General features: G+C 70.0%; 25 protein-coding genes and 2 pseudogenes. 11 read left to right on the plus strand and 16 right to left on the minus strand.

All coding sequences use genetic code 11. The annotated features are described in order from the left end of the window. Positions 1 to 37: 37 nt before the first annotated feature. Together fni and AWC25_RS18970 are read left to right on the plus strand one after the other, a co-directional pair. Positions 38 to 1,081, plus strand: coding sequence for a type 2 isopentenyl-diphosphate Delta-isomerase (gene fni, locus AWC25_RS18965; protein WP_069402913.1), 1,044 nt, complete (start codon positions 38 to 40; stop codon positions 1,079 to 1,081). Positions 1,082 to 1,087: 6 nt separating this feature from the next. Beyond that, positions 1,088 to 2,396, plus strand: a pseudogene (locus tag AWC25_RS18970) (glycosyltransferase). Here AWC25_RS18970 and AWC25_RS18975 read toward each other — a convergent pair. From AWC25_RS18975 to AWC25_RS19025, 11 genes and pseudogenes are all read right to left on the minus strand, one after another. Next, complete coding sequence (locus tag AWC25_RS18975) at positions 2,329 to 2,883, minus strand: MarR family winged helix-turn-helix transcriptional regulator (protein WP_069402914.1); 555 nt, start codon at positions 2,881 to 2,883, stop codon at positions 2,329 to 2,331. The pseudogene AWC25_RS18970 and the gene AWC25_RS18975 sit on opposite strands and share 68 nt — an antisense overlap. A 108-nt stretch (positions 2,884 to 2,991) precedes the next feature. Next, positions 2,992 to 3,319: pseudogene (locus AWC25_RS27510) on the minus strand (DUF3140 domain-containing protein). 15 nt (positions 3,320 to 3,334) lie between these two features. After that, complete coding sequence (locus AWC25_RS18985) at positions 3,335 to 3,547, minus strand: hypervirulence associated TUDOR domain-containing protein (protein WP_085167269.1); 213 nt, start codon at positions 3,545 to 3,547, stop codon at positions 3,335 to 3,337. Between the two features lie 14 nt (positions 3,548 to 3,561). Beyond that, on the minus strand, positions 3,562 to 4,563 hold the full coding sequence (locus AWC25_RS18990; RefSeq protein WP_085167270.1) for a DUF5914 domain-containing protein: 1,002 nt from the start codon (positions 4,561 to 4,563) through the stop codon (positions 3,562 to 3,564). After that, the gene (locus AWC25_RS18995; protein WP_085167271.1) at positions 4,560 to 6,092 is read right to left on the minus strand and encodes an FAD-dependent oxidoreductase; all 1,533 of its coding nucleotides are present in this window, start codon (positions 6,090 to 6,092) and stop codon (positions 4,560 to 4,562) included. The genes AWC25_RS18990 and AWC25_RS18995 overlap by 4 nt, the downstream gene beginning before the upstream one ends. Beyond that, positions 6,089 to 6,811, minus strand: coding sequence for a class I SAM-dependent methyltransferase (locus AWC25_RS19000; protein WP_085167272.1), 723 nt, complete (start codon positions 6,809 to 6,811; stop codon positions 6,089 to 6,091). Before AWC25_RS19000 ends, AWC25_RS18995 begins: the two co-directional genes overlap by 4 nt. Then, a complete protein-coding gene (locus tag AWC25_RS19005) occupies positions 6,798 to 7,109 on the minus strand; it encodes a lycopene cyclase domain-containing protein (protein ID WP_069398528.1) in 312 nt (103 codons plus the stop codon). The genes AWC25_RS19000 and AWC25_RS19005 overlap by 14 nt, the downstream gene beginning before the upstream one ends. Further along, on the minus strand, positions 7,106 to 7,429 hold the full coding sequence (locus AWC25_RS19010; RefSeq protein WP_069398529.1) for a lycopene cyclase domain-containing protein: 324 nt from the start codon (positions 7,427 to 7,429) through the stop codon (positions 7,106 to 7,108). The genes AWC25_RS19005 and AWC25_RS19010 overlap by 4 nt, the downstream gene beginning before the upstream one ends. Beyond that, positions 7,426 to 8,379 (minus strand): phytoene/squalene synthase family protein, encoded by a 954-nt coding sequence (locus AWC25_RS19015; protein ID WP_069398530.1) that lies wholly within the window; start codon positions 8,377 to 8,379, stop codon positions 7,426 to 7,428. The genes AWC25_RS19010 and AWC25_RS19015 overlap by 4 nt, the downstream gene beginning before the upstream one ends. Then, positions 8,376 to 9,899, minus strand: coding sequence for a phytoene desaturase family protein (crtI, locus tag AWC25_RS19020; RefSeq protein WP_085167302.1), 1,524 nt, complete (start codon positions 9,897 to 9,899; stop codon positions 8,376 to 8,378). Before crtI ends, AWC25_RS19015 begins: the two co-directional genes overlap by 4 nt. Beyond that, positions 9,896 to 11,005 carry a polyprenyl synthetase family protein gene (locus tag AWC25_RS19025; RefSeq protein WP_069398708.1) on the minus strand — a complete coding sequence of 370 codons (1,110 nt, stop codon included), beginning with the start codon at positions 11,003 to 11,005 and terminating at the stop codon, positions 9,896 to 9,898. The genes crtI and AWC25_RS19025 overlap by 4 nt, the downstream gene beginning before the upstream one ends. A gap of 349 nt (positions 11,006 to 11,354) precedes the next feature. On the opposite strand from AWC25_RS19025, the gene AWC25_RS19030 reads away from it, so the two are divergent. Then, the gene (locus tag AWC25_RS19030) at positions 11,355 to 12,002 is read left to right on the plus strand and encodes a phosphodiesterase (RefSeq protein ID WP_276048600.1); all 648 of its coding nucleotides are present in this window, start codon (positions 11,355 to 11,357) and stop codon (positions 12,000 to 12,002) included. Here the strand turns inward: AWC25_RS19030 and AWC25_RS19035 are convergent. From AWC25_RS19035 to AWC25_RS19050, 4 genes are read right to left on the minus strand one after another with little or no spacing between them, the layout of a single operon-like run. Continuing rightward, entirely contained in the window at positions 11,999 to 13,354 is a 1,356-nt protein-coding gene (locus tag AWC25_RS19035; protein WP_085167273.1) for a TIGR01777 family oxidoreductase, read from the minus strand. The genes AWC25_RS19030 and AWC25_RS19035 overlap by 4 nt on opposite strands. 54 nt (positions 13,355 to 13,408) lie before the next feature. Next, complete coding sequence (locus AWC25_RS19040) at positions 13,409 to 14,653, minus strand: glycosyltransferase family 4 protein (protein WP_069398533.1); 1,245 nt, start codon at positions 14,651 to 14,653, stop codon at positions 13,409 to 13,411. Next, positions 14,650 to 16,233, minus strand: coding sequence for a 1,4-alpha-glucan branching protein domain-containing protein (locus AWC25_RS19045; protein ID WP_142278939.1), 1,584 nt, complete (start codon positions 16,231 to 16,233; stop codon positions 14,650 to 14,652). The genes AWC25_RS19040 and AWC25_RS19045 overlap by 4 nt, the downstream gene beginning before the upstream one ends. Further along, the gene (locus AWC25_RS19050; RefSeq protein WP_085167274.1) at positions 16,230 to 17,060 is read right to left on the minus strand and encodes a class I SAM-dependent methyltransferase; all 831 of its coding nucleotides are present in this window, start codon (positions 17,058 to 17,060) and stop codon (positions 16,230 to 16,232) included. Before AWC25_RS19050 ends, AWC25_RS19045 begins: the two co-directional genes overlap by 4 nt. Before the next feature lie 228 nt (positions 17,061 to 17,288). On the opposite strand from AWC25_RS19050, the gene AWC25_RS19055 reads away from it, so the two are divergent. The 7 genes from AWC25_RS19055 to AWC25_RS19085 all read left to right on the plus strand — a co-directional run bounded on the left by AWC25_RS19055 (position 17,289) and on the right by AWC25_RS19085 (position 23,638). Next, entirely contained in the window at positions 17,289 to 18,080 is a 792-nt protein-coding gene (locus AWC25_RS19055) for an electron transfer flavoprotein subunit beta/FixA family protein (RefSeq protein WP_069398535.1), read from the plus strand. A gap of 36 nt (positions 18,081 to 18,116) precedes the next feature. Continuing rightward, positions 18,117 to 19,073, plus strand: a complete 957-nt coding sequence (locus AWC25_RS19060; protein ID WP_069398536.1) for an electron transfer flavoprotein subunit alpha/FixB family protein — start codon at positions 18,117 to 18,119, stop codon at positions 19,071 to 19,073. Between the two features lie 158 nt (positions 19,074 to 19,231). Then, positions 19,232 to 20,095, plus strand: coding sequence for a GNAT family N-acetyltransferase (locus AWC25_RS19065; protein ID WP_069398537.1), 864 nt, complete (start codon positions 19,232 to 19,234; stop codon positions 20,093 to 20,095). After that, positions 20,092 to 20,931 carry a lysophospholipid acyltransferase family protein gene (locus AWC25_RS19070; RefSeq protein ID WP_069398538.1) on the plus strand — a complete coding sequence of 280 codons (840 nt, stop codon included), beginning with the start codon at positions 20,092 to 20,094 and terminating at the stop codon, positions 20,929 to 20,931. Before AWC25_RS19065 ends, AWC25_RS19070 begins: the two co-directional genes overlap by 4 nt. Before the next feature lie 68 nt (positions 20,932 to 20,999). Continuing rightward, complete coding sequence (locus AWC25_RS19075; RefSeq protein WP_069398539.1) at positions 21,000 to 22,178, plus strand: cysteine desulfurase family protein; 1,179 nt, start codon at positions 21,000 to 21,002, stop codon at positions 22,176 to 22,178. Beyond that, the gene (mnmA, locus tag AWC25_RS19080) at positions 22,175 to 23,251 is read left to right on the plus strand and encodes a tRNA 2-thiouridine(34) synthase MnmA (RefSeq protein WP_069398540.1); all 1,077 of its coding nucleotides are present in this window, start codon (positions 22,175 to 22,177) and stop codon (positions 23,249 to 23,251) included. The genes AWC25_RS19075 and mnmA overlap by 4 nt, the downstream gene beginning before the upstream one ends. Positions 23,252 to 23,362: 111 nt before the next feature. Beyond that, a complete protein-coding gene (locus tag AWC25_RS19085; protein WP_069398541.1) occupies positions 23,363 to 23,638 on the plus strand; it encodes a hypothetical protein in 276 nt (91 codons plus the stop codon). A gap of 34 nt (positions 23,639 to 23,672) precedes the next feature. On the opposite strand, the gene AWC25_RS19090 is transcribed toward AWC25_RS19085, so the two are convergent. Then, positions 23,673 to 24,281: a sensor domain-containing protein gene (locus tag AWC25_RS19090; protein WP_069398542.1), complete on the minus strand. Its 609-nt coding sequence runs from the start codon at positions 24,279 to 24,281 to the stop codon at positions 23,673 to 23,675. A 134-nt stretch (positions 24,282 to 24,415) separates the two neighbouring features. On the opposite strand from AWC25_RS19090, the gene AWC25_RS19095 reads away from it, so the two are divergent. After that, positions 24,416 to 25,444, plus strand: a complete 1,029-nt coding sequence (locus AWC25_RS19095; RefSeq protein WP_069398543.1) for a uroporphyrinogen decarboxylase/cobalamine-independent methonine synthase family protein — start codon at positions 24,416 to 24,418, stop codon at positions 25,442 to 25,444. The last annotated feature ends 48 nt before the right edge of the window (positions 25,445 to 25,492 follow it).

A 25,492-nucleotide genomic window follows, 5' to 3' on the forward strand; every position in this document is an offset into this window, starting at 1 on the left:
CGCGCGTTCGCGGCCCGCGAATGGGTACCACCTGAGGATGCACCGTCGCGGTGAGATCACCACCCGCAAGCGCCGCCACATCGACGTCTGTCTGCACGACGACGTCGGCTACCAGCACGTCACGACCGGCCTCGAGCGCTACCGGCTGCCGTACAACGCGTTGACCCAGACCAACCTCGGCGACGTCGATCTGTCCACCGAATTCCTCGGCGTGCCATTGCGGGCACCAATTCTGGTGGGGGCCATGACCGGCGGTGCCCGCCTGTCGGGCACCATCAACCGCAATCTGGCCGCGGCGGCCCAGCAATTGGGCATCGGCATGATGCTCGGATCCCAACGCGTGATGCTGCGCGGCGCATCGGGGGAGCGGGCCGCCGCGAGCTTCGCCGTGCGCGACGTGGCGCCCGACGTGCTGCTGCTCGGCAACATCGGCCTGTCGCAGTTCACCAAGGATGCGCTGCCTGACATCGTAGCGGCGCTCGACCGGGTTGGCGCGAATGCGCTTGCCGTGCATACGAATCCGTTGCAGGAGGCCGTCCAGCGACACGGCGACACCGACTTCGCCGGCTCGCTGGACCGGCTGCATGACCTGACCGACCTGCTGGGCTATCCGGTGCTGCTGAAGGAGGTTGGGCACGGGATCGGTGCCGGTGCCATCGGTGAACTGCTGCGCTTGACCGGTGCACCGCCGGTGGCCGCGATCGATGTGGCCGGTGCCGGTGGCACGTCGTGGTCACGCGTCGAACAGTTCGTCCGCTACGGCGAAGTGCGCTACCCGGATCTGGCGGACTGGGGCATACCGACCGCGCAGGCGGTACGGGAGGTGCGTGCGGCACTGCCGAATATCCCGTTGGTCGCCTCCGGCGGTATCCGCACCGGAACGGATGCGGCCAAGGCGCTGTGCCTGGGCGCCGACGTGGTGGCGGTTGCCCGCCCCCTGCTCTCGGCGGCCATCGAATCCGCTGCCGCGGTAACGGGTTTGCTGCAGGACATCGTCGACGAGCTGCGGGTGTGCCTGCACGGCTGCGGCGCGTGGAACCTGGCTGCGCTGCGCGACGTCGGCCTGACCGGTCTCCCGTGAGGGAAAATGGCGAAAATCCTGGCATACGGTTCACCCGCGCTCGGTCACGTGTACCCGTTGGCGGCTCTGTTGGCCGAACTCGTCGGGCGTGGACACCAGGTGCATCTGCGTACCCTGGCGGCCGAGGTGGCGACGATGTCCGGGATCGGCGTGCACGCGCAGGCCGTGGATGCCCGCGTCGAGGCCATTACCGGACGGGATTGGTTGGCGGGCAACGCCTTGGGCGTGCTGCGCAGCACCCTCGACGTGCTGTGTCGATGCGCGGTCGTCGAGGTCGACGACCTGCGGCACGCCATCGATGACGTCGCGCCCGACGTCGTGATCGTCGACGCGAACTGCTGGGGCGCCATCTCGGCGGCGCAGGCCAGTGGTATCGGTTGGCTGGTGTTTTCGCCGTTCACGCCGTACCTGCGTTCCAGCGCGGCGCCGCCGTTCGGTCCCGGCTTGCGGCCGCTGCCCGGCCCCCTCGGGCGACTGCGCGACGCATCCGTGCGCCCCGTCGTGCGTCAGCTCTTCGACCGCCCGGTATTGCCCGCCCTCAACAGGATTCGGGCGAGGTTGGGCGTGCGTGCGGTCGGGTCGGTGGACGAGCTGATGCGTCAGGCGCCGCTGTTGCTGGCGGTGGGCGGCGAACCCTTCGAATATCCACACCCCGATTGGGACGACGCCGTGCACTTCCTCGGCGCCTGCGATTTCGAACCCGTACCCGCGGTCGTGCCCGAATGGCTGTCCGGGATCGATCGAGGCAGTGACACACCCCTGGTGCTGGTCAGCACGTCCTCGATCCCGCAGGCTGATGCGAGGCTGGCACACACGGCGTTGCGCGCGCTGGCCGAGGAGCCCGTCCACGTGGTGGCCACCTTCCCGGCCGGAATACCGCCCGGCCTGCCGTCGACGGCCAACGCGTCGGTGACCCGCTTCCTCAGTCACAGCGTGGTCCTCGACCGGGCGGTCTGTGCGGTGACCCACGCGGGCATGGGTGCCACCGTCAAGGCGCTGAGCCGCGGTGTGCCGGTGTGCACCGTGCCGTTCGCGCGGGACCAAGCCGAAGTTGCCCGCCGGGTTCAGGTGGCGGGCTGCGGTACCCGCCTGCCGGCGCGCCGGCTCACGACCGCGCGCCTGGCCGAGGCCGTGCGCACGGCGATGACCATGGCCGAGGGTGGCCGCCGGGTTCGCCGCGACCGGGGGTGTGGCGCGCGGCGCCGACCTGATCGAGCAGCGCCTGTTGGGCATCGCTGCGGCGGGGTCTACTGCGCTGCGCCCTGCCGCGCGGCACGCTGATCGGAGTTCGGCGGCGGGCTCGGTGCCGCGCTGAGGACTTCGTCCTCGAACGTCGACATCGCCGTGAGCATCGCGGTGAAGACCCGGTGCGCGGCCAGCAAGTCGTCGTCGCTCAGATCGGCCATCGCGGCGCTGAAATGAGCGCCGAGTGGTTTGAAAAACGAGTGCGCCATGCTCATCCCGGTGGGCTCATAACGCAACAGCCACTTCCGCCGGTCCTGCGGGTCTGCTTCGCGGCGAATGTGGCCGGCCTCGATCATGCGGTCGACGAGGTAGGTGATGGCCGCCGGCGACACATCCATCCGCTGCCGTAACTGCGCGGAGGTCAACGGCTCTCCCGCCGTCTCGGCGACCATGATGTGCAGCAGCGCGTGAAAGTCGCTGCTGCTCACCTCGTTCATCCGGGCGAAATGGCGGCCGACGCGATCCGATCTCGCGGTGATGGCCCGCAAATCGGCCGACAACGATCGTTCCAACTCGGCCCGGCTGAGTTGCTGGTCAGATGTGCGGCGCTTGGTCACTTCCCGGATCCTTCATCAGATGTCCCAGCGTATCCGCGCGCTCGAGGGTGAACTACCCGAGCCGGTGCGTGTCGGGGGCGGACCTGGCGGAGCCGCGGGTGGGCCGGGTCAGGTTCGGGTCGGGTCGTGGCCCCAATTCATCAGCGAATAACGCCACGCGGAATCCTGCACATCCCCGCGCGGTCGTTGGGTCAGATGCCGCTTGGCGTAGCCGACGACCTTACGCATGTGTGCGTAGTCGTCCTCGTCGAGATCGGAGCGGTTGGCACGCAGGATGGCGACGATCCGACGGCCGCTGGCGTCCGGTCGACTCCTGGTTTCCGTGCTTTTGACCTACGCTCTTCGATTCCGCTGTCGCCAGCCACTTTTCGAGCTCCTCGGCCGTCATGTTGACCGTCTGGTGAAATTGTGTCCACACGATATCGGTGTCGGTCATTCGCCACCCCCGACTTCAGCGGCGCCGCAGCGCGCCGGGCTTGTGCACGGCGTCGGCGCCGGTCTTGTCGCTGCGCACCAGGTATTGCGGATCCTCTTTCGACGCGCGCACGGTGCGCCCCGCCGCCGCAGTGTCCGAGGTGATGACGCGCACGGCGACGCCCGTCACCGTCGTTGCGTGGCTGCGCCATTCGACCTTGTCGCCCTTACGAAGTATGTTGTCGACCAAGTGTTTTCACCTTCCTAGCGGGATGTTCCGGCGCGTAGAGCGTAACGGCGTTCGGCGTAGTCGAGATCGTCGCGCCACAGCCGGTTGGCCGCATAGCGCGCCAGCGGGGTGATCAGGGGCGCGGCGCGCTCGGCGTGCCGGAACCCGGGGCGTCCGGAGTGCGCGACGACCGCTTCGACGACCGCGACCCTGGGGGTGCCGTCCGGCCCCGGGCCCAACGGCGTCGCGTGGGTTTCCACCACGCTGCCGGTGCCTTCGCCCTCGACGATGCGCATGACGATGGTGCGTGCGTCCGGGCTGGTGAACTCCGCGAGCACCGGCACCCCGAAGGGGCCCATCCGGAACGTGACCGCGACGACGAACCGGTCGTCGGTTTCGGTCGGGGCGCTCAACACCTCGAGGCGGGTGAACGAGTACGGGTGAAACCAGGCGCCGTGCCAGGGATCGAGCCGGTTGGCGATGATGTCGCAAGTCTCGCAGCGACCGACGCTGCGGGCGACGGCGTGCACCGTCGGGCCGGGCGGTCTTTCCGGCACGATCGGCGCGTCCAACGGTGCCTCGTTGCCGACGGCGTCCAGACGCACCCAGGTCAGCACGCCGTCGTCGTGGCTGGGCAACGGCCTCCAGCGCATCTTGCAGCTCTGCCCGTCGAACGCCAAACCATGCCAGCGACAGAACAACACGCCGTCGCGCACGGCGCCGGTGGCCAGATCCGCCCCCAGGTGCGGACACACGGCGGGACCGACGCACAGATGTCCGTCGCGATCCCGCCAGGCCACGAGTTCGATGCCGGCGACCCGGGCGCCGAACGGGCGGTCTGCACGGACGTCGCGGCTGGCGGCGAAGACGTACCAGTTTCCCGTCGGCCTGCGCTGGGACCTGCGCAACGCGGCCTCGATGATGCTCGGCTTCGCCTCGGCATGGGTCGGCCGTTGCTCGGCCCACGGATGGTGCGGCAGCATCTCGATCGGCCAGCCTTTCGGCCAGCGGTGCCGGAGTCGGTCGCGGGTGTTCATCGCGTCCGCCGTTGCCGTTGTGCCAGCGCTCGAAGGAGTTTCGACCGTCCGGCCAGGGGAACGGTGGTCAGCTCGTGGCCGGCCAGCCCCCATCCGGTGAGTAGTCGGTTGGCGGCGATCCAGCCCGTGGTGGCGGCGCGTTCCATCAGTGCCACCGGCAGGTCGACCCGAATCCCGTCGCCGGCCAACATCAGCGCGGGATGCGGCGTCGTCACGGTCGGTCGCCGCGCATGCGTGCCGGGGGCGAACAGCGGGCAGTCGCTGCGGCGCAGCACGCGTTCGTGCAGCACGCGCGCGGCCGCCGTCTCGGGATATATTCGATGCAGTTGCTGGATCCCGTCCTCTGGCGAGGTATCGGAATCGACTGCATACGAGTGCAGTTCGACGACCGAGCCGCGGGTGCGGCGCGCCCAGGCGGCGGCTTCGCGTTCGTATCGTTCGAGCACGCTGATGTTGTCCAGCGGTGGATGGCCCGAGGTGCCCAAAAACGGCGCCCGGCCGGAGTCGACCGGCCGGTCCAGCCACAGCCGATGCACGACAAACGGTGGGGCGGTGCGCAGGTCCCGGATTCGGGCGCGCCACCGGTCATCGCCGAGTCCCGGGGATGCCGCCACGACCTGTTGCAGACCGGCCACATCGGCGGCCAGCACGACTGCGTCGGCGCCCAGCCGGTCGCCCGAGTGTGTTTCGACGTACCCGGATGCCGCTGCGGCCAGGTTGATCCGCCGCACCTCGGTGCCGAGGTGCACTCGAACTCCTCGGTCCTGCAATTGCTGCCGCAGCGGATCCCACAGGCTCGCATCGAAATTCGCGTTGGCGACGTCGAAGATCAGGCCCTCGCGCGAGCCCAGGAAGTAGATGTGGAACATCGTCGCCAACTCGGCGGCCGAGAGTTGTTCCGGTGCGGCGAAGAAGCTGCGGGAGAACACCTCAAACGCGAGATGCCGTGCGGATTCCGGGAAGTTGATGCACTTCAAAAAGGTTTCGGCGTTGAGATGATCGAGCTGGGAGTAGATGTCGGGCACCGACACGGCGGCCAGTGGGGCGGCGGCGCGAGCGTCCAGGCGCAGCAAGTCACCGAATCGAAACGTCGGGCTGCGCAAGGCGAATGCCACCGCGTTCCACGGTGGTGTGCGCGGCAGCCCCCGAAAGGTGTCTCGCCGGCCCGCACCGTCGACCAACGGATAGTCGTCGACGGGTACCAGCATCCGCAACTGCGGGTCGACGCGGCGCAACAGCGACCGCAGGTTGTAGTACTGGCGGAAGAAGGCGTGGAATCCCCGGTTCATCGCGAAGCTGTTGTCCGAGTGCGGGTTTGCGGGCTCCGTCCAGCCGCCCACCCGGCCGCCCAGGTAGGGTTCGCGCTCCACGACGTCGACGGCGACGCCGCGCTCGGCCAAGGCGGTGGCCGCTGTCAGCCCGGCAATGCCCCCGCCGACCACCACGGCCCGGGGGCGCGACGACAGCGCGCCCGCGTCGGGCAGCCCAGCCGGTGCGGGGTGCCGGTGGCGGCGCCGGTCGGTCGTCACGGCGCCACCCCCACGAAGGTGTGCACGACATCGCGTTCCCAACCCGGCACGGTGTCGCTGTGCACCGCCACCAAGCCCGCCTCGGTCAGCCGGTTCCGAAACTGCGTGGCCCCGTCGAAGGCCAGCACGCTGCGCCACAGGTGCCGGTACAACACCGTGTCCCGGGTGTGCCACCAGCCCGCCGGGATGATGATGCCCCAACACACCGCGTGCCAAAGCCAGGTCGCCGCACGGGAATCGCGCACCGAGTACTCGTGCACCGCCAGCGTGCCGCCCGGGCGCAGCAGGGCGCGAAACGCGGGCAGCGCAGCATCCGGGTCGGCCAGGTTGCGCAGCAGGTAGGCCGCCAGGATGCCGTCGAACGGGCCGGCGACGCCGTGCTCGTCGAGGTCTTCGACGCGCGCGTGCACGAATCGGACCGACGCCGGCCAGTCCTTGGCCCGCGCGGCATCCAGCATTGCGCCCGCGGCGTCGACCGCGACGATCTGAGCCTCGGGAGCCGCCCGCAGCAGCGCCGCCGTCGAGGCGCCGGTGCCGCAGCCCGCGTCCAGCAGCCGCAGGCCGCGGCCCCGGTCGGGGATTCGCATCCGGCGCGCGGACAGTTCGAGACCGGCGTGATAGCCGGGGTTGGCGCCGACCAGCCGGTCATAGGCGCGCGCCCCGACGTTGAAGGCGTCGGGCACGTCGTCGCGCGGCAGACCCCGATTATCGATGCGCACGCTGATACTCCCACAACAGCAGGACGGCGGTGACCAGTGCGAAGCCGAACAGGAAGTCCTCGACCGGGATGTCGAGCGGGAACCGCACCCCGCTGGTGTCGCGGTCGTGGTAGATCACCACCGGCGCGCTGGTCTTGGTCAGCCAGCCATCCACCGGCACTTGGAAACCGAGCACGATCAGCATCGTCAACCAGTACGCCAGCCGGCGAAACAACCCGGTACGCAGCAGCGTGAATTCCAGCCCGATCACCGTCAGCACCGACACGACCGCGGGCACGGTGTAGCCCAAGCCGGTCATCGGCGTTTGCTCCGAGCCAGGATGGCGGTCACCGCGTTGTAGGTCAGCAGGCCGCACAACGGAATCACCACGAAGAACAGCACTTCCTCGATGGGTATCCCGAACGGGATGTGCAGGCCGCTGATGTAGGCGCTGTTGTAGGTCCACACCCCGGCGGCGATGGCGATGGCGTCCCAGACCAGGAATACGGCCGCCACTGATAGCACGGCGCGCAGTACCCGACGTGGTTGTCGGTAGACCCCGGGGCCGAAAAGTTCCAGCGGCGCGGTGATCGCCAGGCACAGCCCCAGCACGATCAGGTATTGCCAATGGTCAGTCATGCCGCGCCGTGATCTTGTTGATAGGACTCGGCGAGTCGCAGACGCCACGACCGCAGCAGACCGCCCGCGGCGACGCGCAATCGTCGCGACGTGGCGACAGTGGCGCGTCCGCTGAATACCGAGAAGTCGCTTGCCTCAATGCGATCCAGGATCTCCGAATACAGCGTCAACGCGGTACTGACACAGGGGCGTGAGCGCGGGGCCAGCGCCGAGATGCCCTCGGCGGCGAAGCGGTAGATCGTGCGGGTGATGTCGTGCTGGGCCGCCAACGCGGCACGCACCCGCGGGTCGGTGCGGCGCTGCTCGTGGCACCACAGTAGTAGTTCGCGGTCGACGTCGAAGCTCGCGAGTTCGTCGGCGGGCAGGTAGATCCGGTTGCGTTGCAGGTCCTCGTCGACGTCGCGCAGAAAGTTGGTGAGCTGAAAGGCGCGACCCAGCGCGGCCGCGTGCGGTGCCGCCTCGTCGGGGTCACCGACGGTTCCCAGGATCGGAAGCATTTGCAGGCCAATCACTTCCGCCGATCCGCGCATGTACACGTTGAGCGCGGCGCGGGTGGGGTAGTCGGTGACGGTGAGGTCCATCCGCATGGAGTTGAGGAAGTCCTCGAACAACTCCGCGGCTATCCCGTAACGTCCGATCGTGTCGGTGACCGCGGCGATCACCGGTTCTTGCCGATGCCGCCCGCCGGCGAAGAGGTGTTCGGAGAGGCGCTGCAGGCGTCGGGCGCGGGTGGCGGTGTCCAGCGCGGGGTCGAATTCGTCGAGGATGTCATCGGCGTGGCGGGCGAAGCCGTACAGCGCGTGCACGGCCGGGCGCTGGTCGGGGGCCAGCAGTCGGGTGGCCAGGAAGTAGGTGCGGCCGTGCTGAGCGGCGATCCGCCGGCAATGGCGGTAGGCCAGGCGAAGCGCCGGGTCCGCGACGCCGGCCGCATCCAGTTCGGTGCGGATCATCGCAGCGGCACCTTCACGTCGAGTACCGTTGCGGGCCGGTGCCTTTCGTCGCGCGAGCCGGTGACGCGCTCGGCGGCCAGCCGTCCGGAGATCATCGTCGTGGGCACCCCCACGCCGGGCACGGTCGACGATCCGGCCAGCGCGACGTTGGCAATTCCGCGCACGGTGTTGGCCGGCCGGAACGGGCCGGTCTGGGCGAAGGTGTGGGCAAGCGCGAACGGCGTCCCGGCCGCCATGCCCTGGTCGGCCCAATCGGCGGGGGTGTGCAGGCCCAGCAGTTCGGCGCCCGCGCCCAGCTCGGGCAGCAGGCGCTCGCGCACCGCTTCCAGCAAGGTGCCGGCATACGCCCGGCCTTGCCGCGACCAATCGATGGCCCCCCGGGACAGGTTCGGCGCCGGGGCCAGCACGTAGAGCAGGCCGCGCCCGTCCGGCGCCAGGGTGGGGTCGCCGACCGTGGGGCGCGTCACCAGCAGCGAGGGGTCCCGCATGGTTCGGCCGTCGCGGATGATGTCGGTGAACGTCTGCTCCCAAGACTCGCCGAACAGGATCGTGTGATGAGCGTGCGGTGTCGCGTCGGCGGGGCGGAATCCCACGTGCATCACCACGGCCGAGGGCGCGGGGCGCAGCGGTATGACCCGGCGCGGCCGCCGGCCCACCAGCCGGTAGGTTTCTGGTAGCTCGGTGGTCAGCACGACCGCGTCGCACCGGATGCGTTCGCCGTCGTCGGTGCGCACCGCCGTGACCCGGCCACCCGTTCGGTCGAGCGCAGAAACCGTTGTCCGGTAACGGAACTCGACTCCGGTCTGGACCGCGGCGGCCGCGAGTCCGTCGGGCAGTGCGCGCACCCCGCCGCGCGGGAAGAAGACCCCGGCGACCGTGTCCATGTAGGCGATCACCGAATAGACCGCCAAGGCGTGCTGCGGCGCGACGCCGGCATACAGCGACTGGAACGTGAAGATCCGCCGCAGCCGCGGATCGGTGATGTGGCGTTTGACCATGGTGTCCCAGCGCCGGAATCCGCCGATTGCCGCCAGTTGCACCAGTCGCCGGTTGACCAGCGACAGCGGCGAATTGAAGTTGGAGCCGATGAACCCGTCGAACTCGGTGCGGTAGAGACGTTGCAGCCACGCCCGCAAGCGCAGGTACCCCGCGGCCTGTGCCGGGCCGGCGAATTCGCGTACCGCGGCCGTCATCCGGTCGGCGTCGGCGTGCACGTCGATGCTGCTGCCGTCGGCGAACATCGCCCGATAGGCCGGATCGACCGGCCGCAGGTCGACGAAGTGCGCACGTTCTTTCCCCGTGGCAGCGAAGGTTTCGTCGATGATGTCGGGCATGGTGAGCACGGTGGGCCCGGTGTCGATCCGATAGCCGGCGACGTCGAGGCGTCCCGCTCGTCCGCCGGGCCAGGCCTGGCGCTCGACGACCGTCACCTCCCGTCCCCGACCGGCCAGGTGCAGTGCCGCGGACAGGCCCGCGAATCCGGCGCCCACCACGACCACCCGGTCCGGTGCGGCGTTCATGCGGCCCGCCGGGTGCACACGTCGGTCATGTCGATCAGGGCGGCCAGCGCCGCATCGTCAAAAGGCTTGCTGTCCAGCGCCTTTCGTGCGATGGCAACCCTCTCGTCAATCAGCTCCTCGATGAATTGCACGGCGCCGCTGGCCAAAATCAGCGTGCGCCAGTGCTCGATGGCGTCCTCGTCCAGGTGCGCGCGGTTGATCAGTTCGCCGAACTGCCGGCGAGTGGACGCGTCGGCAAGCTGGTAGGCGGCCACCACGACACTGGTGGCTTTGCGCTCACTGAGGTCCCCGCCGTTGGGTTTGCCGGTGGCAGTGGGTGATCCGAAGACGCCGAGAATGTCGTCGCGCAGTTGGAACGCTTCACCCAGCGCCGCGCCGTATTCGCCGAGCCCGGCCAGCATTACGTCGTCACAGCCGGCCATGGCGGCGCCGATCTCCAGGGGCCGGCGCACGGTGTAGTTGCCGGACTTCATCCGGGCCACGGCCAGCACCGAATCCAGCGTCGGAAGGTCGCGCAGATCGGTTGCCACATCGGCGAATTGGCCGATCGCGAGTTCGGTGCGCATGGCGTCGTAACGCGGCCAGGCGCGTCGGAGCGCGGCTGGTTGCACGCCGCTGTCGCGCAGCATCTGCTCGGCCCACACCAGGCACAGGTCGCCGAGTAAGACGGCGGCCGATTCGCCGAACCTCTGCGACGACCCGGACAGGCCGCGCCGCCGGTGCCACTGCGCGAATTGCACGTGCGCGGACGGACGCCCGCGCCGAGCCGGCGATGCATCCATCACGTCGTCCTGCAGCAGCGCGAACGCCTGCAGGAGTTCCAGGCTGGCGGCCGCGCCCAGCGCCGCATCGTCCGGCGGCGCGCCGCACAACCAGCCCAGGTACATGAACGTGGGGCGCAGGCATTTGCCGTGTTGGACGAATTCGGCCAACACCTCGCCGGCCACGTCGACTCCGCAGGGGCCCAGATCGGCGGCACAGCGCGCGGTGACGAACTGCGCCACCTGCGCCAGCACCGCTTGCCGCACCCCGTGGCGCCAGGCGCCCAACTGTCCGGGCTCGGGCAACAGCGCAACCGCGTCGGGGGCTGCCGCCACGGGGCGCAGCTGCGGAAACGAACGCACGGTTCCCACCGAAGCACCCCTCGCACGGTCGGTCAGCCGCTGTTGTGAACGGCTTGGATTCACGCGTTGGTACCCCTTCGGCGCGACAACAAACAGGCGAGAACAAACAGCCGCGGTCCAACAGTGCGTCGGCACCCCGGTCTCACCGAGATGCCACATAGTTCATTTACTTAAACATCAAGTTCGTGGATCAAGCTCGGGGTTTGGCCGGCGGACAGCCGGGTACGCGAGCGCTCACGGCTTGCAGCGCGCTGAATATGCCCAACCAAGAGGAGCCAAACCCGTGAGTGTCGCCGATGTGGTTGCTTTGCCGTTCCGCGTGGGATCGGCCATGCGGGGCCGACGGTTTTTCCATCCGGTGGGGGTGCTGGCGCACGGGCGTGCCGAACGCGTGGCACCCGCGCAATGCGGGCTGCCGCTGCCGTCCAGCGACGTCGTCGTCCGGGTGTCCAAGGCGGTCGGGACACCGGGGTCCCTGCCCGACCTCATCGGGCTGGCCATCCGGGCCGACGCCCCGCAGTCGTGCGCCAGGCCGTGGGACATCCTGTTGGTCTCGGCGGGATCGGGCGTGCTGACCCGGGCGTTGGCGCTACGCCCGGTCACCTCCTGGACGGGGCAGCCGCTGTCCAACCTGATGCCGCTGCGCTACCGGGACAGTCCGTGGTGGTTGCGCGCCCGCATCGAGACCGACATCCGCGGCAACGGGCTCTCGCTGGACGACGTCGAACGGCGCATCAGCCACGGCGGGATCGACGTGGCGCTCGACCAGGCCCGCGGGCGCGGCGATTTCACCCCGTTGGCCCGGCTGCATCTGTCGACCGTGCTCGACCCGCAGCAGGAAGACGTGTCGTTCGATCCCGTCGTCAATACCCCACCCGGGCTGACGCTGTATCCGGGCTGGCTCGCCGATCTGCGAGCGCAGGCCTACCAGCGCAGCCGTGAAGGCCGGCTGTTCGGCCTGCTGCCGGGGCACCGCTAGGCGCCGCGGCCGAGAAGATGCGCCAACGCCTGACTCAGCTCCGGTTGACGGAAGCGGTGGTCGGCTCGGTCGAGCTTTTGCGGGGCGACGTGCTGATTGGCCAACGCCAGTTCGCGGGCACCCTGACGGCCGAGCAGCATCCGCGGTCCCAGCGACGGGACGGGTAACACCGTCGGCCGTCGCAGCACATCGCCGAGAATCCGGGTGTACTCCGCATTACGGACGGGTTGCGGCGCAACGGCATTCACCGGGCCGGACAGCGCGGCATCCCACAGGGCGCGGTGATACACCTCGACCAGATCGTCGATGCCTATCCACGACAGCCACTGGCGCCCGTCGCCGAGCCGACCGCCCAGCCCGGCGGTGAACAGCGGTCGCAGCAGCCTCAGCGTGCCGCCACGGGGCGATTGCACGATGCCGGTGCGAACTTGTACCGTCCGCACGCCGGCGTGCGCGGCGGGCATGGTGGCCGCCTCCCAGTCGTCGACGACGTCGGCCAGAAACCCGTCGCCGCGGGTGCTGGCCTCGGTGAGGATCTCCTCCCCGCGGTCGTAACCGTAATAGCCGATCGCCGACGCCGAGATCAGGATCGACGGACGATCGGGGCCGCGCGCGACCAGCTCGGCCAGTCGACGCGTCGGGCCAATCCGGCTGTCGTGCACGGCTTTGCGGTGCTCGTCGGTGAACCGGCCGGCGATAGAGGCGCCGGCCAGATGGATCACCGCGTCGACGCCGGCCAGCAGGTCGGGGTGCGGGTCGTCGGGATTCCACTGGCGTTCCCCGCGTCGGCGTGCGGTGCGGCGGACCAGCCGGATGACGCGGTGGCCGCCGGTGCCCAGAAATGCCGCCAGCGCCGAACCCACCAGGCCCGACGATCCGGTGATCGCGACGGTCGACGGGGCCAGGCCGTGTTCGGCGGCCAGCCGATGCGCGGCCAGGTCGTCGGCCAGTTGGCGGTGCCGATAACGGAACATCGGCCGCAACGCCGCGCCGGGCAGCGGCGTGTGCACCCGGTCGATCACCCTGGTGCGCTGGTCGCCGAGATCCTCGAACTCGTGCACGTGCCGCCACCGGATGGCCACCCGGGCCGGCAGCGAGGCCAGCCCGTCGCCGCCGATGCCGTCGACGAAGCGGCGTGGCGGGTCGTAGCCGTCCCGCTGGTGCTGGGCCACCCAGCGCAAGCCGCCCGGCAGCGCCAGCTCGGCCCGCCCGTCCTCGAGTGAGGACGCCTCGGCGACCAGCCGCATGGGTGCCCACGGCGGCGAGAGCCGCTCGAAGGCGCCCGGGCGGCCGTGCCAGGCGAACACGTCTTCGCGCGGCGCGTCGACCACGCTCGAGAATTCCAGTCCCATCGTCGAGGCGGGATACCCGCTGGCGGCCGGAGCATGCCCGGCTGCGGGTGCGGCTCAGCGGTCGGGCAGCGCGTGCTCGACGATGGGCAGGCGGGGAAGTTGCTGACGCTCGCCGCGTTTGGCCGCCAGGTACACCTGCGCGGTCTGGCCGGCGACGGTGTGCCAGTCGAAGTCGGAGGTGAGGCGTTGCCGGGCGGCCCGCGCGCGCCGCTGCGCGCCGGCCGGGTCGTCGAGCACGGTGCGCACCGCCGCGGCCAGGGCCGCCACGTCGCGGGGTGGACAGGACACCCCGGTGTGCCCGTTGATCACCGCCTCGCCCAGTCCGCCGATGTTGGAGGTCACCAGCGGGGTGCCGGCCGCGGCGGCCTCCAACGCGACGAGGCCGAACGGCTCGTAGTGGCTGGGGAATACCGCAGCGTCGGCCCGATGCAGCGCGGTCAACAGTTCGTCATGGTTCAGGTGCCCGACGAAGCGAGTTGCCTTGAGAACACGGTGTTTACGGGCCTGCTCGACGAGCCAGTCCTGCTGGGTTCCGTCGCCGGCGATGGTCAGCGTGGTGCCGGGGTTGGTGCGCCTGATCCGCGGCAGCGCGGCGATCAGATCGTGCACACCCTTCTCGTACTCCAAACGACCGACATAGAGCAGTTCGGCCGGACCGGTGTGTGAACGACGCGGCGCGAACGGCCACCGCGCCGCGTCAATACCGTTGCGGATGACCGTAGTTTCGGCCAAACCGGGACCGAACAGCTCGGTGATCTCGTCCGTCATCGACGCCGAACACGCGATCAGCGAATCGGATTCACGAACCAGCCAGGATTCGATCGCATGCACCTGCCGACTGATCGCTCCGGACACCCAGCCGGAATGCCGACCCGCCTCGGTCGCGTGAATCGTGGAAACCATTGGCGTGTCGTAGAATTGGGCAAGCGCGATGGCGGGATGGGCAACCAGCCAATCGTGCGCGTGCACCACGTCGGGCCGCCAGGGCCGTCCGGTGCCGGGCCTTTTCAGGTTGAGTCCGGCGCGGATCATGGCGTGGCCCATCGCCAGCGTCCAGGCCATCATGTCGGTGCCGAAACTGAATTCGTGCGGATCCTGCGCGGCCGCGATCACCCGGACGCCCTCGCGGATCTCGTCGGACGACGGGTGCGTGCTGGGGTCGGTGCCGGACGGGCGCCGCGATAGCACCACCACGTCGTGGCCCGCGGCGGCCAGCGCGGTCGACAGGTGATGCACGTGGCGGCCCAGCCCGCCGATCACGACCGGCGGGTACTCCCACGACACCAGCAGAATTCTCATCGCGGCAGCCTTCGGGCATCCAGTGCGCCGAACAGCCCGTCGGCCCGGTTCCAGCCGTCGGCGAGCCGCTGCGCGGTGTCGCGCCGGCCCGAGGCCAACGCCCCGGCGATCTCGCGGGTGGCATGGGCGTGCAGGTGGGCGCGATAGCGGGCGTAGTCCGCGGCCGAGTCCTTGCTGACCATGAATGGCCAGTCGCTGGACACGGTCAGCAGCGTCTCGCGCAGGATCTGGTCGGCCACCCGGTCGCGCGGGGTGGGCCCGTCCAGCGACGCCGAGGTCTGTGCCAGCGCCTTGTCGACGGTGCTCAGCGCGGTGTCCACGACCTCGGTGTTGAGCTGCACCAGGTCGGCTACCCGTTCGCCGGCCCAGACCTGCCAGTCCTTGCCCGAACCCCACGAACTCGGCGGCAGCGCCACCGGCTCGCCGACGAAGCCGCCGGTTCGCGCGTCGTTCAGGGTGCCCACTCGCACCCCGGCGGCGGGCAGCGCGCGCAGCACGCGCGCCAGCCAGGTCGGCCCCTCGTACCACCAGTGGCCGAACAACTCGGTGTCGAACGCCGCGATCACGTGGGCCGGGCGGCCGATGCGCTCGGACTCGCTGTGCAGCCGGTTGCGCACCACGTCGACGAAATCGGCGACATGGGTGTCGACGGCATGGTCGGCGCGCTCCGGGTCGTAGGGTGCCTTGTCCTGCGAAGAGACGTTGCGCCCGGTGACTCGCGCGGGTTTGAGCCCGGTCAGGTGGTCGTAGGTGTGGAAATCGCGGTAGGCGGCATGCCCCGGATAACCCGACTTCGGCGACCACACGCGGTAACTGACCTGCAGGTCGCGCCCGAATGCCAGCACAGCGGTGTCGCCGACCGGCCGGCCCAGTGCGGTGTCACCGTGCAGCGACGGACCGTCGACCATGAAGTGGGTGACGCCCGCGGCGGCGTAGTCGTCTTCCAGGCCCGGCGCGTAGGCGCACTCGGGCGCCCAGATGCCGCGCGGGGTGTGGGCCAGCCGCTGCTGCGCGTCGGCCAGGCCCTCGCGCAGCGCGAACTCGCGCAGCCGCGGGTTCAGCAGCGGCTGGAACGGGTGAGCCAGCGGGCCGCCGAGCAACTCCACCGTGCCGGCGTCGACCAGGCTGCGCAGCAACGGGCTGCCGCCGTGCCGCCACAGCGTGGCAAAGTCGTCCAGCGCGCGGTCGGCCTCCGCGCATTCGCGAATTCCGAACGCCCGCAACGCTTCCGGAGTGCACGACAGGTAGCCGGCCGACTTCGATTTGGGGATCGAGCGCACGCTGGCGGCCTCGGCCGCGCGCAACCGCCAATTGGCCAGCCAGTGATGCATGCCGTCCAGGCAGTACGGGTCGTCGAGCTGGGCGTTGACCACCGGCGTCACGCCGAGGGTGAGCAGCCCGTGCCGATCCTCGTCGGCCAGCGTGCGCAGCACGCGCAGCAACGGCAAATACGCCGCCGCCCAGGATTGATAAAGCCATTCCTCACCGACCGGCCAGCGGCCGTGGTGGGCCAGCCACGGTAGGTGCGTGTGCAGCACCAGCGTGAACATGCCGGGCACCGGCGCCGCGGAGCGGGTCACGGACGCACCGCGATCGCGACCAGATCCAGGCTCTCGTCGATGTCCCGGTCGGCGGCGGCCACCAGGTCGAAGTCATCGGTGGTGACCGCGGCGACGTCGGCCGCCAACTCCGCCGGCCACGACGCGCCCTCGTCGCCGGCAACCGCTCGGGCGATCTGCGCGTCGATGATCGATCCGCCGTGCCGGGCATCCATCTCGCGCAGCCGGGCGCCGTGAAACAGCCCGCTGACCGCGACCCCGGTGAACCCGGCGTCGACCAGCAGCTCGGTCAGCTCGTCGGCGTTCAATTCCCGGGTGTGAAACGGGTTGATCGGGGTGTCGCGGCCCGGGGAGAAGGTGATCCGGTTGGGCGTGGACATCATCAGCAGCCCCGATGGGCGCAATACCCGCGCGCACTCCCGGACGAATTGCGGCTGATCCCACAGATGTTCGATGACCTGAAAATTCACCACCACGTCGATCGATGCGTCGGGCAGTGGCAGCTCGGCCAGGTTCGCATGCATCACCTCTACCCGCGGATAACGGACGCGGACGTGGGCCACCGCCGCTTCGTCGTAATCCACCGCGACCACCCGCCGCGCCGACTCGGCCAGCAAATCCGCGCCGTAACCTTCGCCACATCCGGCCTCCAGCACGTCACGGTCCACACAGTGCGTTGCCAGCCGCTGATACACCACCTGATGGCGACGGAACCAGTAGTTCTCGATGTCCAGATCGGGGAGGGTGCGCTCGCCGGTCAGCGGCAACGCCGGTGCGATCGCCTGTGAGACCGCCGGTGCGGTGCCGCCGGGGCGAGTGTGGGGGGCGTCGGGGACGAATGCGCTCATTGCATAGGGAGGCTAACGCGAAGTGTCGGATTCGCGAACCGTCCGGCGGGGTAGGCCCCGGTCGCGGCAAGAGGCGGCCCGCAAGAACCTGCAGTACGACCCGCTATGGTGTGAGGGCAGGTCGCACAATGTTACCGAGAAGTAACACAATCGTGCGTGGCAGAACGCGTACTGAAAGTCTCGTGGCTCGCCGCTGCGAGGCTCCTTCAAGGAGGACGAACCACACTCATGACGAACATCGTGGTCCTGATCAAGCAGGTCCCAGACACCTGGTCGGAGCGCAAGCTGACGGACAGCGACTGGACGCTTGACCGGGAGGCCGCCGACGCGGTCCTGGACGAGATCAACGAGCGCGCGGTCGAAGAGGCCCTACAGATCCGTGAGCGGGAAGGCGGCGAAGGGTCGGTGACCGTGCTGACCGCGGGCCCCGAGCGCGCTACCGAGGCCATCCGTAAGGCCCTGTCGATGGGCGCCGACAAGGCCGTTCACGTCAAGGACGACGGCCTGCACGGCTCCGACGTGATCCAGACGGCGTGGGCGCTGGCCCGCGCGCTGGGCACCATCGAGGGCACCGAGCTGGTCATCGCGGGCAACGAGGCCACCGACGGCACCGGGGGTGCGGTCCCGGCCATCATCGCCGAGTACTTGGGCCTTCCGCAGCTGACCCACTTGCGCAAGCTGTCCATCGAGGGTGACAAGGTCACCGGCGAGCGGGAGACCGACGACGGTGTGTTCACCCTGGAGGCCACGCTGCCCGCGGTCGTCAGCGTCACCGAGAAGATCAACGAACCGCGCTTCCCGTCCTTCAAGGGCATCATGGCCGCCAAGAAGAAAGAGGTTACGGTGCTCAGCCTGGCCGACATCGGCGTCGAGCCCGATGAGGTCGGGCTGGCCAACGCCGGATCGTCCGTGCTGTCCTCGACCCCGAAGCCGCCCAAGACCGCGGGTGAGAAGGTCACCGACGAGGGTGAAGGCGGCAACGAGATCGCCAAATACCTGGTGGCTCAAAAGATCATCTGACGCTGACCCCCTTACACGAGAAGAGCGAAATAACCCATGGCTGAAGTATTGGTGCTCGTCGAGCACGCCGAAGGCGCGGTGAAGAAGGTCACCGCCGAATTGATCACCGCCGCCCGCACATTGGGTGAGCCGTCCGCCGTCGTCGTCGGGGCCCCGGGCACGGCTGCGCCGCTGACCGACGCGCTCAAGGAGGCCGGCGCCGCCAAGATCTACGTCGCCGAGTCCGACGACGTCGACAAGTACCTCATCACCCCGGTTGTCGACGTGCTGGCTTCGCTGGTCGAATCCGCTTCTCCCGCAGCGGTTTTGCTGGCTGCCAACGCCGACGGCAAAGAGATCGCCGGCCGGCTCGCCGCCCGGATCGGTTCCGGCCTGCTGGTCGACGTGGTCGAGGTCCGGGAAGGCAACAAGGCCGTCCACTCCATCTTCGGTGGCGCGTTCACCGTCGAGGCGCAGGCCAACGGCGACACCCCGGTGATCACCGTGCGGGCCGGCGCGGTCGACGCGGAGCCGGCCGCGGGCGCGGGTGAGCCGATCACGGTCGAGGTGCCCGCACCCGCGGAGAACGCCACCAAGGTCACCTCCCGCGAGCCCGCGGTCGCCGGGGACCGTCCGGAACTCACCGAGGCCACCGTCGTGGTGTCCGGTGGCCGCGGCGTCGGCAGCGCGGAGAACTTCAAGGTCGTCGAGGAGCTCGCCGACTCGCTGGGCGCGGCCGTCGGCGCCTCGCGTGCCGCCGTCGACTCCGGCTACTACCCGGGCCAGTTCCAGGTCGGCCAGACCGGTAAGACGGTGTCCCCGCAGCTCTACATCGCGCTGGGCATCTCCGGGGCGATCCAGCACCGCGCCGGCATGCAGACGTCGAAGACCATCATCGCGGTCAACAAGGACGAAGAGGCACCCATCTTCGAGATCGCCGACTACGGCGTGGTGGGCGACCTGTTCAAGGTGGCTCCCCAGCTGACCGAGGCGATCAAGGCCCGCAAGGGCTGAGCCGGGCTGCATCCAAACACCCCCGCCGCCGGGCGGGGGTGTTTGCTGTCACCGGGCGCACGAGACGGGGTCTTTGGCACCGCATTCGTCATCTGACGTGCACCGACATGTCATAGCGGCGATGCCGATTCGCTCCTCGGTTGCGCGACGTTGTTCCCGTGAGCATTGCTTCTGTTCTGATCCCGAGCGACAAACCGGACGGGGCCCCAGCCAGCGCTGGCGGGCCGCGCTATTCGCTGTTGCTGTCCACCGACCCCAGCCTCGTCGAGGCGGCCCAGCGGCTCCGCTACGACGTGTTCACCAGCACCCCCGGCTTCGTGCTGCCGACCACCGGCGCCGGGGACCGCGACACCGACCGCTTCGACGAGTTCTGCGACCACCTGCTGGTCCGCGACGACGACACCGGCGAGTTGGTCGGGTGCTACCGGATGCTGGCCCCCGCCGGTGCCATCGCGGCGGGTGGCCTCTACACCGCGACCGAATTCAACCTCGCCGCGCTCGACCGGCTGCGGCCCTCGCTGGTGGAGATGGGGCGGGCTGCGGTTCGCGACGGGCACCGCAACGGGGCGGTGGTGCTGCTGATGTGGGCCGGGATTCTGGCCTACCTGGACCGCTACCAGTACGACTACGTGATCGGGTGTGTGTCCGTGCCGATCAGCGGGGGCGATGCGGACCAGGCGCCCGGCAGCCAATTGCGTGGGGTGCGCGACTTCGTGCTGAACCGGCACGGCGCGCCGCCGGAACACCAGGTAATCCCGCACCGGCCGGTGCTGGTGGACGGCAAGAGCCTCGACGAGATCGCACCGCCGCCCCGGCCCGCGATACCCGCCCTGATGCGCGGCTACCTGCGGTTGGGCGCCAAGGTGTGCGGAGAGCCCGCCCTGGACCCCGACTTCGGCGTCGGCGACTTCTGCGTCGTGCTCGCCAAGAGCCAGGCCGACACCCGCTACCTGCGGCGGCTGCGGTCGGTGTCGGCGGCGTCCCAGCTCAGCGGCGAGACGGCGGGCGGCGACACCCGATGAGCGCCCCCCCGAGGAATCCACGCGCCACCCCACACGCCTGGATGCCGCGCGCGACGTGCGACAGCAGCTGCGTGGGCGTCGGCCCCGCGTCGCCACGGTGGCAAGTGGTGCTGCGGGTGACGCTTCGCCTGCTGCTGGCGCTGTCGATCGCGTCGGTGCTGCCGCTGGCGCTGATCCCGATGCCGGGTCAGATGCGGCTGCGCCAGTTCTACTGCCGGACGCTACTGCGCTGCTTCGGGGTGCGCATCAGCGTCTCGGGGGCCCCGATCCGGAACCTGCGCGGCGTCCTGGTGGTCAGCCCGCACATGTCCTGGCTGGACGTCTTCGCCATCGGCGCGGTGCTGCCCGGCTGGTATGTGGCCCGCGCCGACATGTTCGGCGAGCCGTGGGCGCGGCTGCTGAAGATCATTCCCATCGACCGGGCCAGCCTGCGCCGGCTGCCGGGCGTGGTGCACTCCGTGGCATCCCGGCTCAGCGCGGGCCAGACCGTGGTGGCCTTCCCCGAGGGCACCACCTGGTGCGGGGTGGCCTGCGGGTCGTTCTACCCGGCGATGTTCCAGGCCGCGATCGACGCGGCCCGCCCGGTGCAACCACTGCGGTTGACCTACCACCACGTCGACGGCCTCATCTCGACCGCCCCGGCCTTCGTCGGCGACGACACGTTGGGGGCGGCGATCTTCCGGCTGATCACCCAGCGCCGCACCCTGGCCCACGTGCACGTCGAGTCTTTGCAGCTGCCCGGCGGTGATCGGCGGGCGCTGGCCCGGCGCAGCCAGCAGGCCGTGGGCGTCGGCGTGACGCGTCGCCCAGGTCAGCGCCACGCGCTGGCCGCCTAGCGGGAGGACCCCGCACGCCGCCGCGGCCTGCGTCGTCGCCGGGCCGGCCCGGTATCGTGGGGCGAGTCATGGTCTACCTCGATCACGCCGCCACCACCCCGATGCACCCCGCCGTCGTCGAGGCGATGACGGCCGTGTTCGGCACCGTGGGCAACGCCTCCTCGCTGCATACCAGTGGCCGGGCCGCGCGGCGCCGGATCGAGGAGTCCCGCGAGCTGATCGCCGACCGGCTGGGTGCCCGCCCATCGGAGGTCATCTTCACGACCGGCGGCACCGAGAGCGACAACCTAGCCGTCAAGGGCATCTATCGCGCCCGCCGCGACGCCGATGCCCGTCACCGCCGCATCATCACCAGCCAGGTCGAACACCACGCGGTGCTGGACTCGGTGCACTGGCTGGTCGAGCACGACGGCGCCGAGGTGACCTGGTTGCCGACCGAGCCGGACGGATCGGTCGGCGCGGCCGCGCTGCGCGAGGCGCTGCAAACCCACGACGACGTGGCACTGGTCTCGGTGATGTGGGCCAACAACGAGGTGGGCACCGTCATGCCGGTCGCCGATCTCGCCGCCGTCGCCGCCGAATTCGGCGTGCCCATGCACAGCGACGCCGTGCAGGCGGTGGGTCAGCTGCCCGTCGACTTCACCGCGAGCGGGTTGTCCGCGCTGAGCGTCGCGGCGCACAAGTTCGGCGGTCCGGCGGCCGTGGGCGCGTTGCTGCTGCGCCGGGACGTCGCCTGTGTGCCGCTGTTGCACGGTGGTGGGCAGGAGCGTGATATCCGTTCCGGCACACCGGATGTCGCCGGTGCGGTGGGAATGGCAACGGCCGTGAAGCTTGCGGTGGACGGCTTGGAGGCCAACAGCGCGCGGCTGCGGGTGCTGCGCGATCGTCTGGTCGACGGCGTGCTGGCCGAGATCGACGACGTGCGCTTCAACGGCTCCCGCGAAGCGCGGCTTCCGGGCAATGCGCACTTCACCTTCCGCGGCTGCGAAGGCGATTCGCTGTTGATGTTGTTGGATGCCAACGGCATCGAGTGCTCGACGGGGTCGGCATGCACCGCCGGTGTGCCGCAGGCCTCGCACGTGCTGATCGCGATGGGCGACGACGCCGCCACCGCGCGCGGATCGCTGCGACTGTCGTTGGGGCACACCACTGTTGACGCCGACATCGACGAGGTGCTGCGGGTGCTGCCCGCGGCGGTCGATCGCGCCCGGCGCGCAGCGATGGCCGCCGCAGGGGCATCCGGGTGAGAGTGCTTGCCGCGATGAGCGGTGGCGTCGATTCGTCGGTCGCCGCCGCTCGCATGGTCGACGCCGGGCACGACGTGGTCGGTGTGCATCTGGCGTTGTCGTCGGCGCCGGGCGCGCTGCGCACCGGCTCGCGCGGATGCTGCTCCAAGGAGGATGCCTCCGATGCGCGCCGCGTCGCCGACGTGCTCAAGATTCCGTTCTACATCTGGGATTTCGCGGAGAAGTTCGCCGCGGACGTGATCGACGATTTCGTGTCGTCCTACCAGCGCGGCGAGACGCCCAATCCCTGCGTGCGCTGCAACCAGCGCATCAAGTTCGCCGCGCTGTCCGCGCGGGCTGTGGCGCTCGGTTTCGACACGGTGGTCACCGGCCACTACGCCCGGCTGTCGCAGGGGCGGCTGCGCCGCGCCGTGGACCGGGACAAGGACCAGTCCTATGTGCTGGCCGTGCTGACCGCGGAGCAGTTGCGCCACGCCGCCTTCCCGGTCGGCGACACGCCCAAGCCACAGATCCGCGCGGAGGCCGCCCGCCGCGGTCTGGCGGTGGCGGACAAACCGGACAGCCATGACATCTGCTTCGTCCCGTCCGGGGACACCCGCGCGTTTCTGGGCGAGCGCATCGCCGTGCGCCGGGGCAACGTGGTCGGCGCGGACGGCACGGTGCTGGCCACGCACGACGGCGTGCACGGTTTCACGATCGGTCAGCGCAAGGGACTGGGCATCGCCGGGCCCGGACCCGACGGCCGCCCGCGCTACGTGACGGCCATCGATGCGGACACCTCGACCGTGCATGTGGGCAGCGCCGCCGACCTCGAAGTGCGGGCGCTGACGGGTCGCGAGCCGGTGTTCACCTCCGGAACCGCACCCGCGGGCCCCATCGAGTGCACCGTCCAGGTGCGCGCGCACGGCGAAACCGTTGCTGCGGTTGCCGAATTGGTCGGCGAGGAGCTCGACGTGCGGCTGCGCACTCCGCTGCGCGGGGTGGCACGCGGCCAGACCGTGGCGCTGTACCGGCCGGATCCGGCCGGCGACGAGGTGCTCGGCAGCGCCATCATCGCCGGCACCGCCCGCTGACCGGAGCACCCACCGCGCGTTCCAGGGATCCTTTTAGCCGTTGTGGAGACCATTCGTTCCGACACTGTGGCGACCCGGGAGCGGGACTCGGAGCGGGAAGGAACAGCGACGATGAGCGACAACCAGGCCACCGCGCAGACGATGCCGACCAACGGCCTGACCGTGGCGGCGTTTGTGCTGAGCATCATGGGCATGTACGCCAGCCCGATCTTGAGCGGCGTGCTGGCCCTCGTCGGGATGCGTCAGGTCAAACAACATGGGCAGCAGGGATTCGCGTTCGGCGTTGCCGCGTTGGTGGTCTCGGCCGCGGTCACCGTCCTGCACGTCGCGATCTGGATCGAGTGCGGGCAGCCCAACTTCGAGCTGATGACCACCGCGCATTGGTGAAAGACGTTCGCGTACAGGAACTTTCACAACGAAGCTAGTGGGGCATGTTGGCGGTGATGTTGGTCATCACGATGTCGGATACCGATTGCGGAAAGCCGCAGAACGTCACTTCCAGCAGGGCCACCGACAGCTGGCGGTAGTCGCGGCCGCAACCGCCGGGCCCCAGGTGCAGCGAATCGGCGCCGGCCTTCCATTCGCCGACGAATGCTCGGCCGTCGGCGCCGCCGGCACAATCGGTCACCGTCGACACCAGCGCGCCGAAGGCGCGTTGCGCGGTGGCCACGTCCCGGTAGGCCGCGGCGCCCTCGGAGATCAGCGCGCCGTCGGGCGGATCCTGGAAGGTGATCTTGTGGAATTCCTCGATCTCGGGCCCGAACGTCGCGGTCTCGGCGTAGAGGAAGCGGCAGGGCGCCGGCATGGTGCCGGCCAGCGCCTCGATGTCCACCGGCGCGCTGCCGTCCATCGACGGGATGATCGACAGATGTTCACCGGCGCCGGTGATCGCACGCATCCGCGACTGGTCGAGCAGGATGGTGTCGACATTCACGCCGCCGACGCCCCTGGCGCCACCGGTGTAGCCGGGAACCGCAGCGCCGTCGACGATTCGGGTGCACGCCACGGTGAGCGCCACCGCGCCGCACATCAGCAGCGGCCTTGCGAATCCTGCCCTGCGCCACACCGTTTTGCACCCCTCTAAAGCTTCGAGCGTAGTCCTGGCGGCGGGATCACACACCCCTGGCCCGCCGACCGCGATGCCGCGTCGAATACGGTTGGCCGGTGAGTGTTTTCGCCGACATCGTTCCCAAGGCCACTGGTGTCGGATCGTGGCCCGGCACCGCGGCCCGCCCGGCGGCACAGGTTGTCGTCGGGGAGTTGGCGGGCGCGCTGGCCCACCTGGTGGAGCTGCCGGCCCGGGGAGTGGGCGCCGACCTGTTGGGGCGGGCCGGCGCGCTGCTGATCGACGTCGCGATAGACACCGTGCCCCGCGGTTACCGGATCGCCGCCCGGCCCGGCGCGGTGACCCGTCGGGCGCTCAGCCTCCTCGACGAGGACACCGACGCGCTGGAGGAAGCCTGGGAGACGGCCGGCTTGCGCGGCGGCGGGCGGGTGGTCAAGGTGCAGGCCCCCGGCCCGATCACGCTGGCCGCCGGGCTGGAGCTGGCCAACGGGCACCGGGCGATCACCGATGCCGGGGCGGTCCGCGACCTGACGGCCTCCCTGGCCGAGGGCGTCGCCGTGCACCGCGCCTCACTGTCCAGGCGGCTGGACACGCCGGTCGTGGTGCAGCTCGACGAGCCGTCGTTGCCGGCGGCATTGGGTGGGCAGTTGAGCGGGGTGACCGCGCTGAGCCCGGTGGCCGCGCTGGACGAAGCGGTGGCCGAGGCGCTGCTCGACAGTTGCGCCGCGGCACTGGGCAACGACGTGCTGCTGCACAGCTGCGCGCCCGCCTTGCCGTGGGAACTGTTGGGGCGCAGCGCTATTGGCGCGGTATCGGTGGACGCGGCGACGTTGACGGCGGCGGACTTGGACGGGATCGCGGGGTTCGTCGAATCGGGGCGCACCGTGTTGCTGGGGGTGGTGGCCGCCACGGCCCCGGAGCGGCAACCCTCGGCGGAGCAGGTCGCCAGCGCGCTCGTCGGGGTGACCGATCGGCTCGGCTTCGCGCGCTCGGCGCTGCGGGATCGCATCGGCGTCACGCCGGCGTGCGGTCTGGCCGCGGCGACGCCGCAGTGGGCCCGCACCGCGATCGAGCTGGCCCGGCAAGCCGCCGAGGTGTTCGCCCAGGACCCCGACGCCATCGGCTAAGCACCCGCTCGTGGGGCGGCGATGCGAGCTAGCACTGTCGGGGTGCTT

Source organism: Mycobacterium sherrisii, assembly GCF_002102355.1.
GTDB lineage: Bacteria > Actinomycetota > Actinomycetes > Mycobacteriales > Mycobacteriaceae > Mycobacterium > Mycobacterium sherrisii.

Excerpts from the sequence above, each read along its gene's own strand:
- fni (WP_069402913.1), top strand. The coding sequence starts at position 38 with ATGCACCGTCGCGGTGAGATCACCACCCGCAAGCGCCGCCACATCGAC.
- AWC25_RS18990 (WP_085167270.1), bottom strand. The coding sequence starts at position 4,563 with ATGAACACCCGCGACCGACTCCGGCACCGCTGGCCGAAAGGCTGGCCG.
- AWC25_RS19005 (WP_069398528.1), bottom strand. The coding sequence starts at position 7,109 with ATGACCGGCTTGGGCTACACCGTGCCCGCGGTCGTGTCGGTGCTGACG.
- AWC25_RS19010 (WP_069398529.1), bottom strand. The coding sequence starts at position 7,429 with ATGACTGACCATTGGCAATACCTGATCGTGCTGGGGCTGTGCCTGGCG.
- AWC25_RS19015 (WP_069398530.1), bottom strand. The coding sequence starts at position 8,379 with ATGATCCGCACCGAACTGGATGCGGCCGGCGTCGCGGACCCGGCGCTT.
- crtI (WP_085167302.1), bottom strand. The coding sequence starts at position 9,899 with ATGAACGCCGCACCGGACCGGGTGGTCGTGGTGGGCGCCGGATTCGCG.
- AWC25_RS19030 (WP_276048600.1), top strand. The coding sequence starts at position 11,355 with ATGCGGGGCCGACGGTTTTTCCATCCGGTGGGGGTGCTGGCGCACGGG.
- AWC25_RS19035 (WP_085167273.1), bottom strand. The coding sequence starts at position 13,354 with ATGGGACTGGAATTCTCGAGCGTGGTCGACGCGCCGCGCGAAGACGTG.
- AWC25_RS19040 (WP_069398533.1), bottom strand. The coding sequence starts at position 14,653 with ATGAGAATTCTGCTGGTGTCGTGGGAGTACCCGCCGGTCGTGATCGGC.
- AWC25_RS19050 (WP_085167274.1), bottom strand. The coding sequence starts at position 17,060 with ATGAGCGCATTCGTCCCCGACGCCCCCCACACTCGCCCCGGCGGCACC.
- AWC25_RS19055 (WP_069398535.1), top strand. The coding sequence starts at position 17,289 with ATGACGAACATCGTGGTCCTGATCAAGCAGGTCCCAGACACCTGGTCG.
- AWC25_RS19060 (WP_069398536.1), top strand. The coding sequence starts at position 18,117 with ATGGCTGAAGTATTGGTGCTCGTCGAGCACGCCGAAGGCGCGGTGAAG.
- AWC25_RS19070 (WP_069398538.1), top strand. The coding sequence starts at position 20,092 with ATGAGCGCCCCCCCGAGGAATCCACGCGCCACCCCACACGCCTGGATG.
- AWC25_RS19075 (WP_069398539.1), top strand. The coding sequence starts at position 21,000 with ATGGTCTACCTCGATCACGCCGCCACCACCCCGATGCACCCCGCCGTC.
- AWC25_RS19085 (WP_069398541.1), top strand. The coding sequence starts at position 23,363 with ATGAGCGACAACCAGGCCACCGCGCAGACGATGCCGACCAACGGCCTG.
- AWC25_RS19090 (WP_069398542.1), bottom strand. The coding sequence starts at position 24,281 with ATGTGCGGCGCGGTGGCGCTCACCGTGGCGTGCACCCGAATCGTCGAC.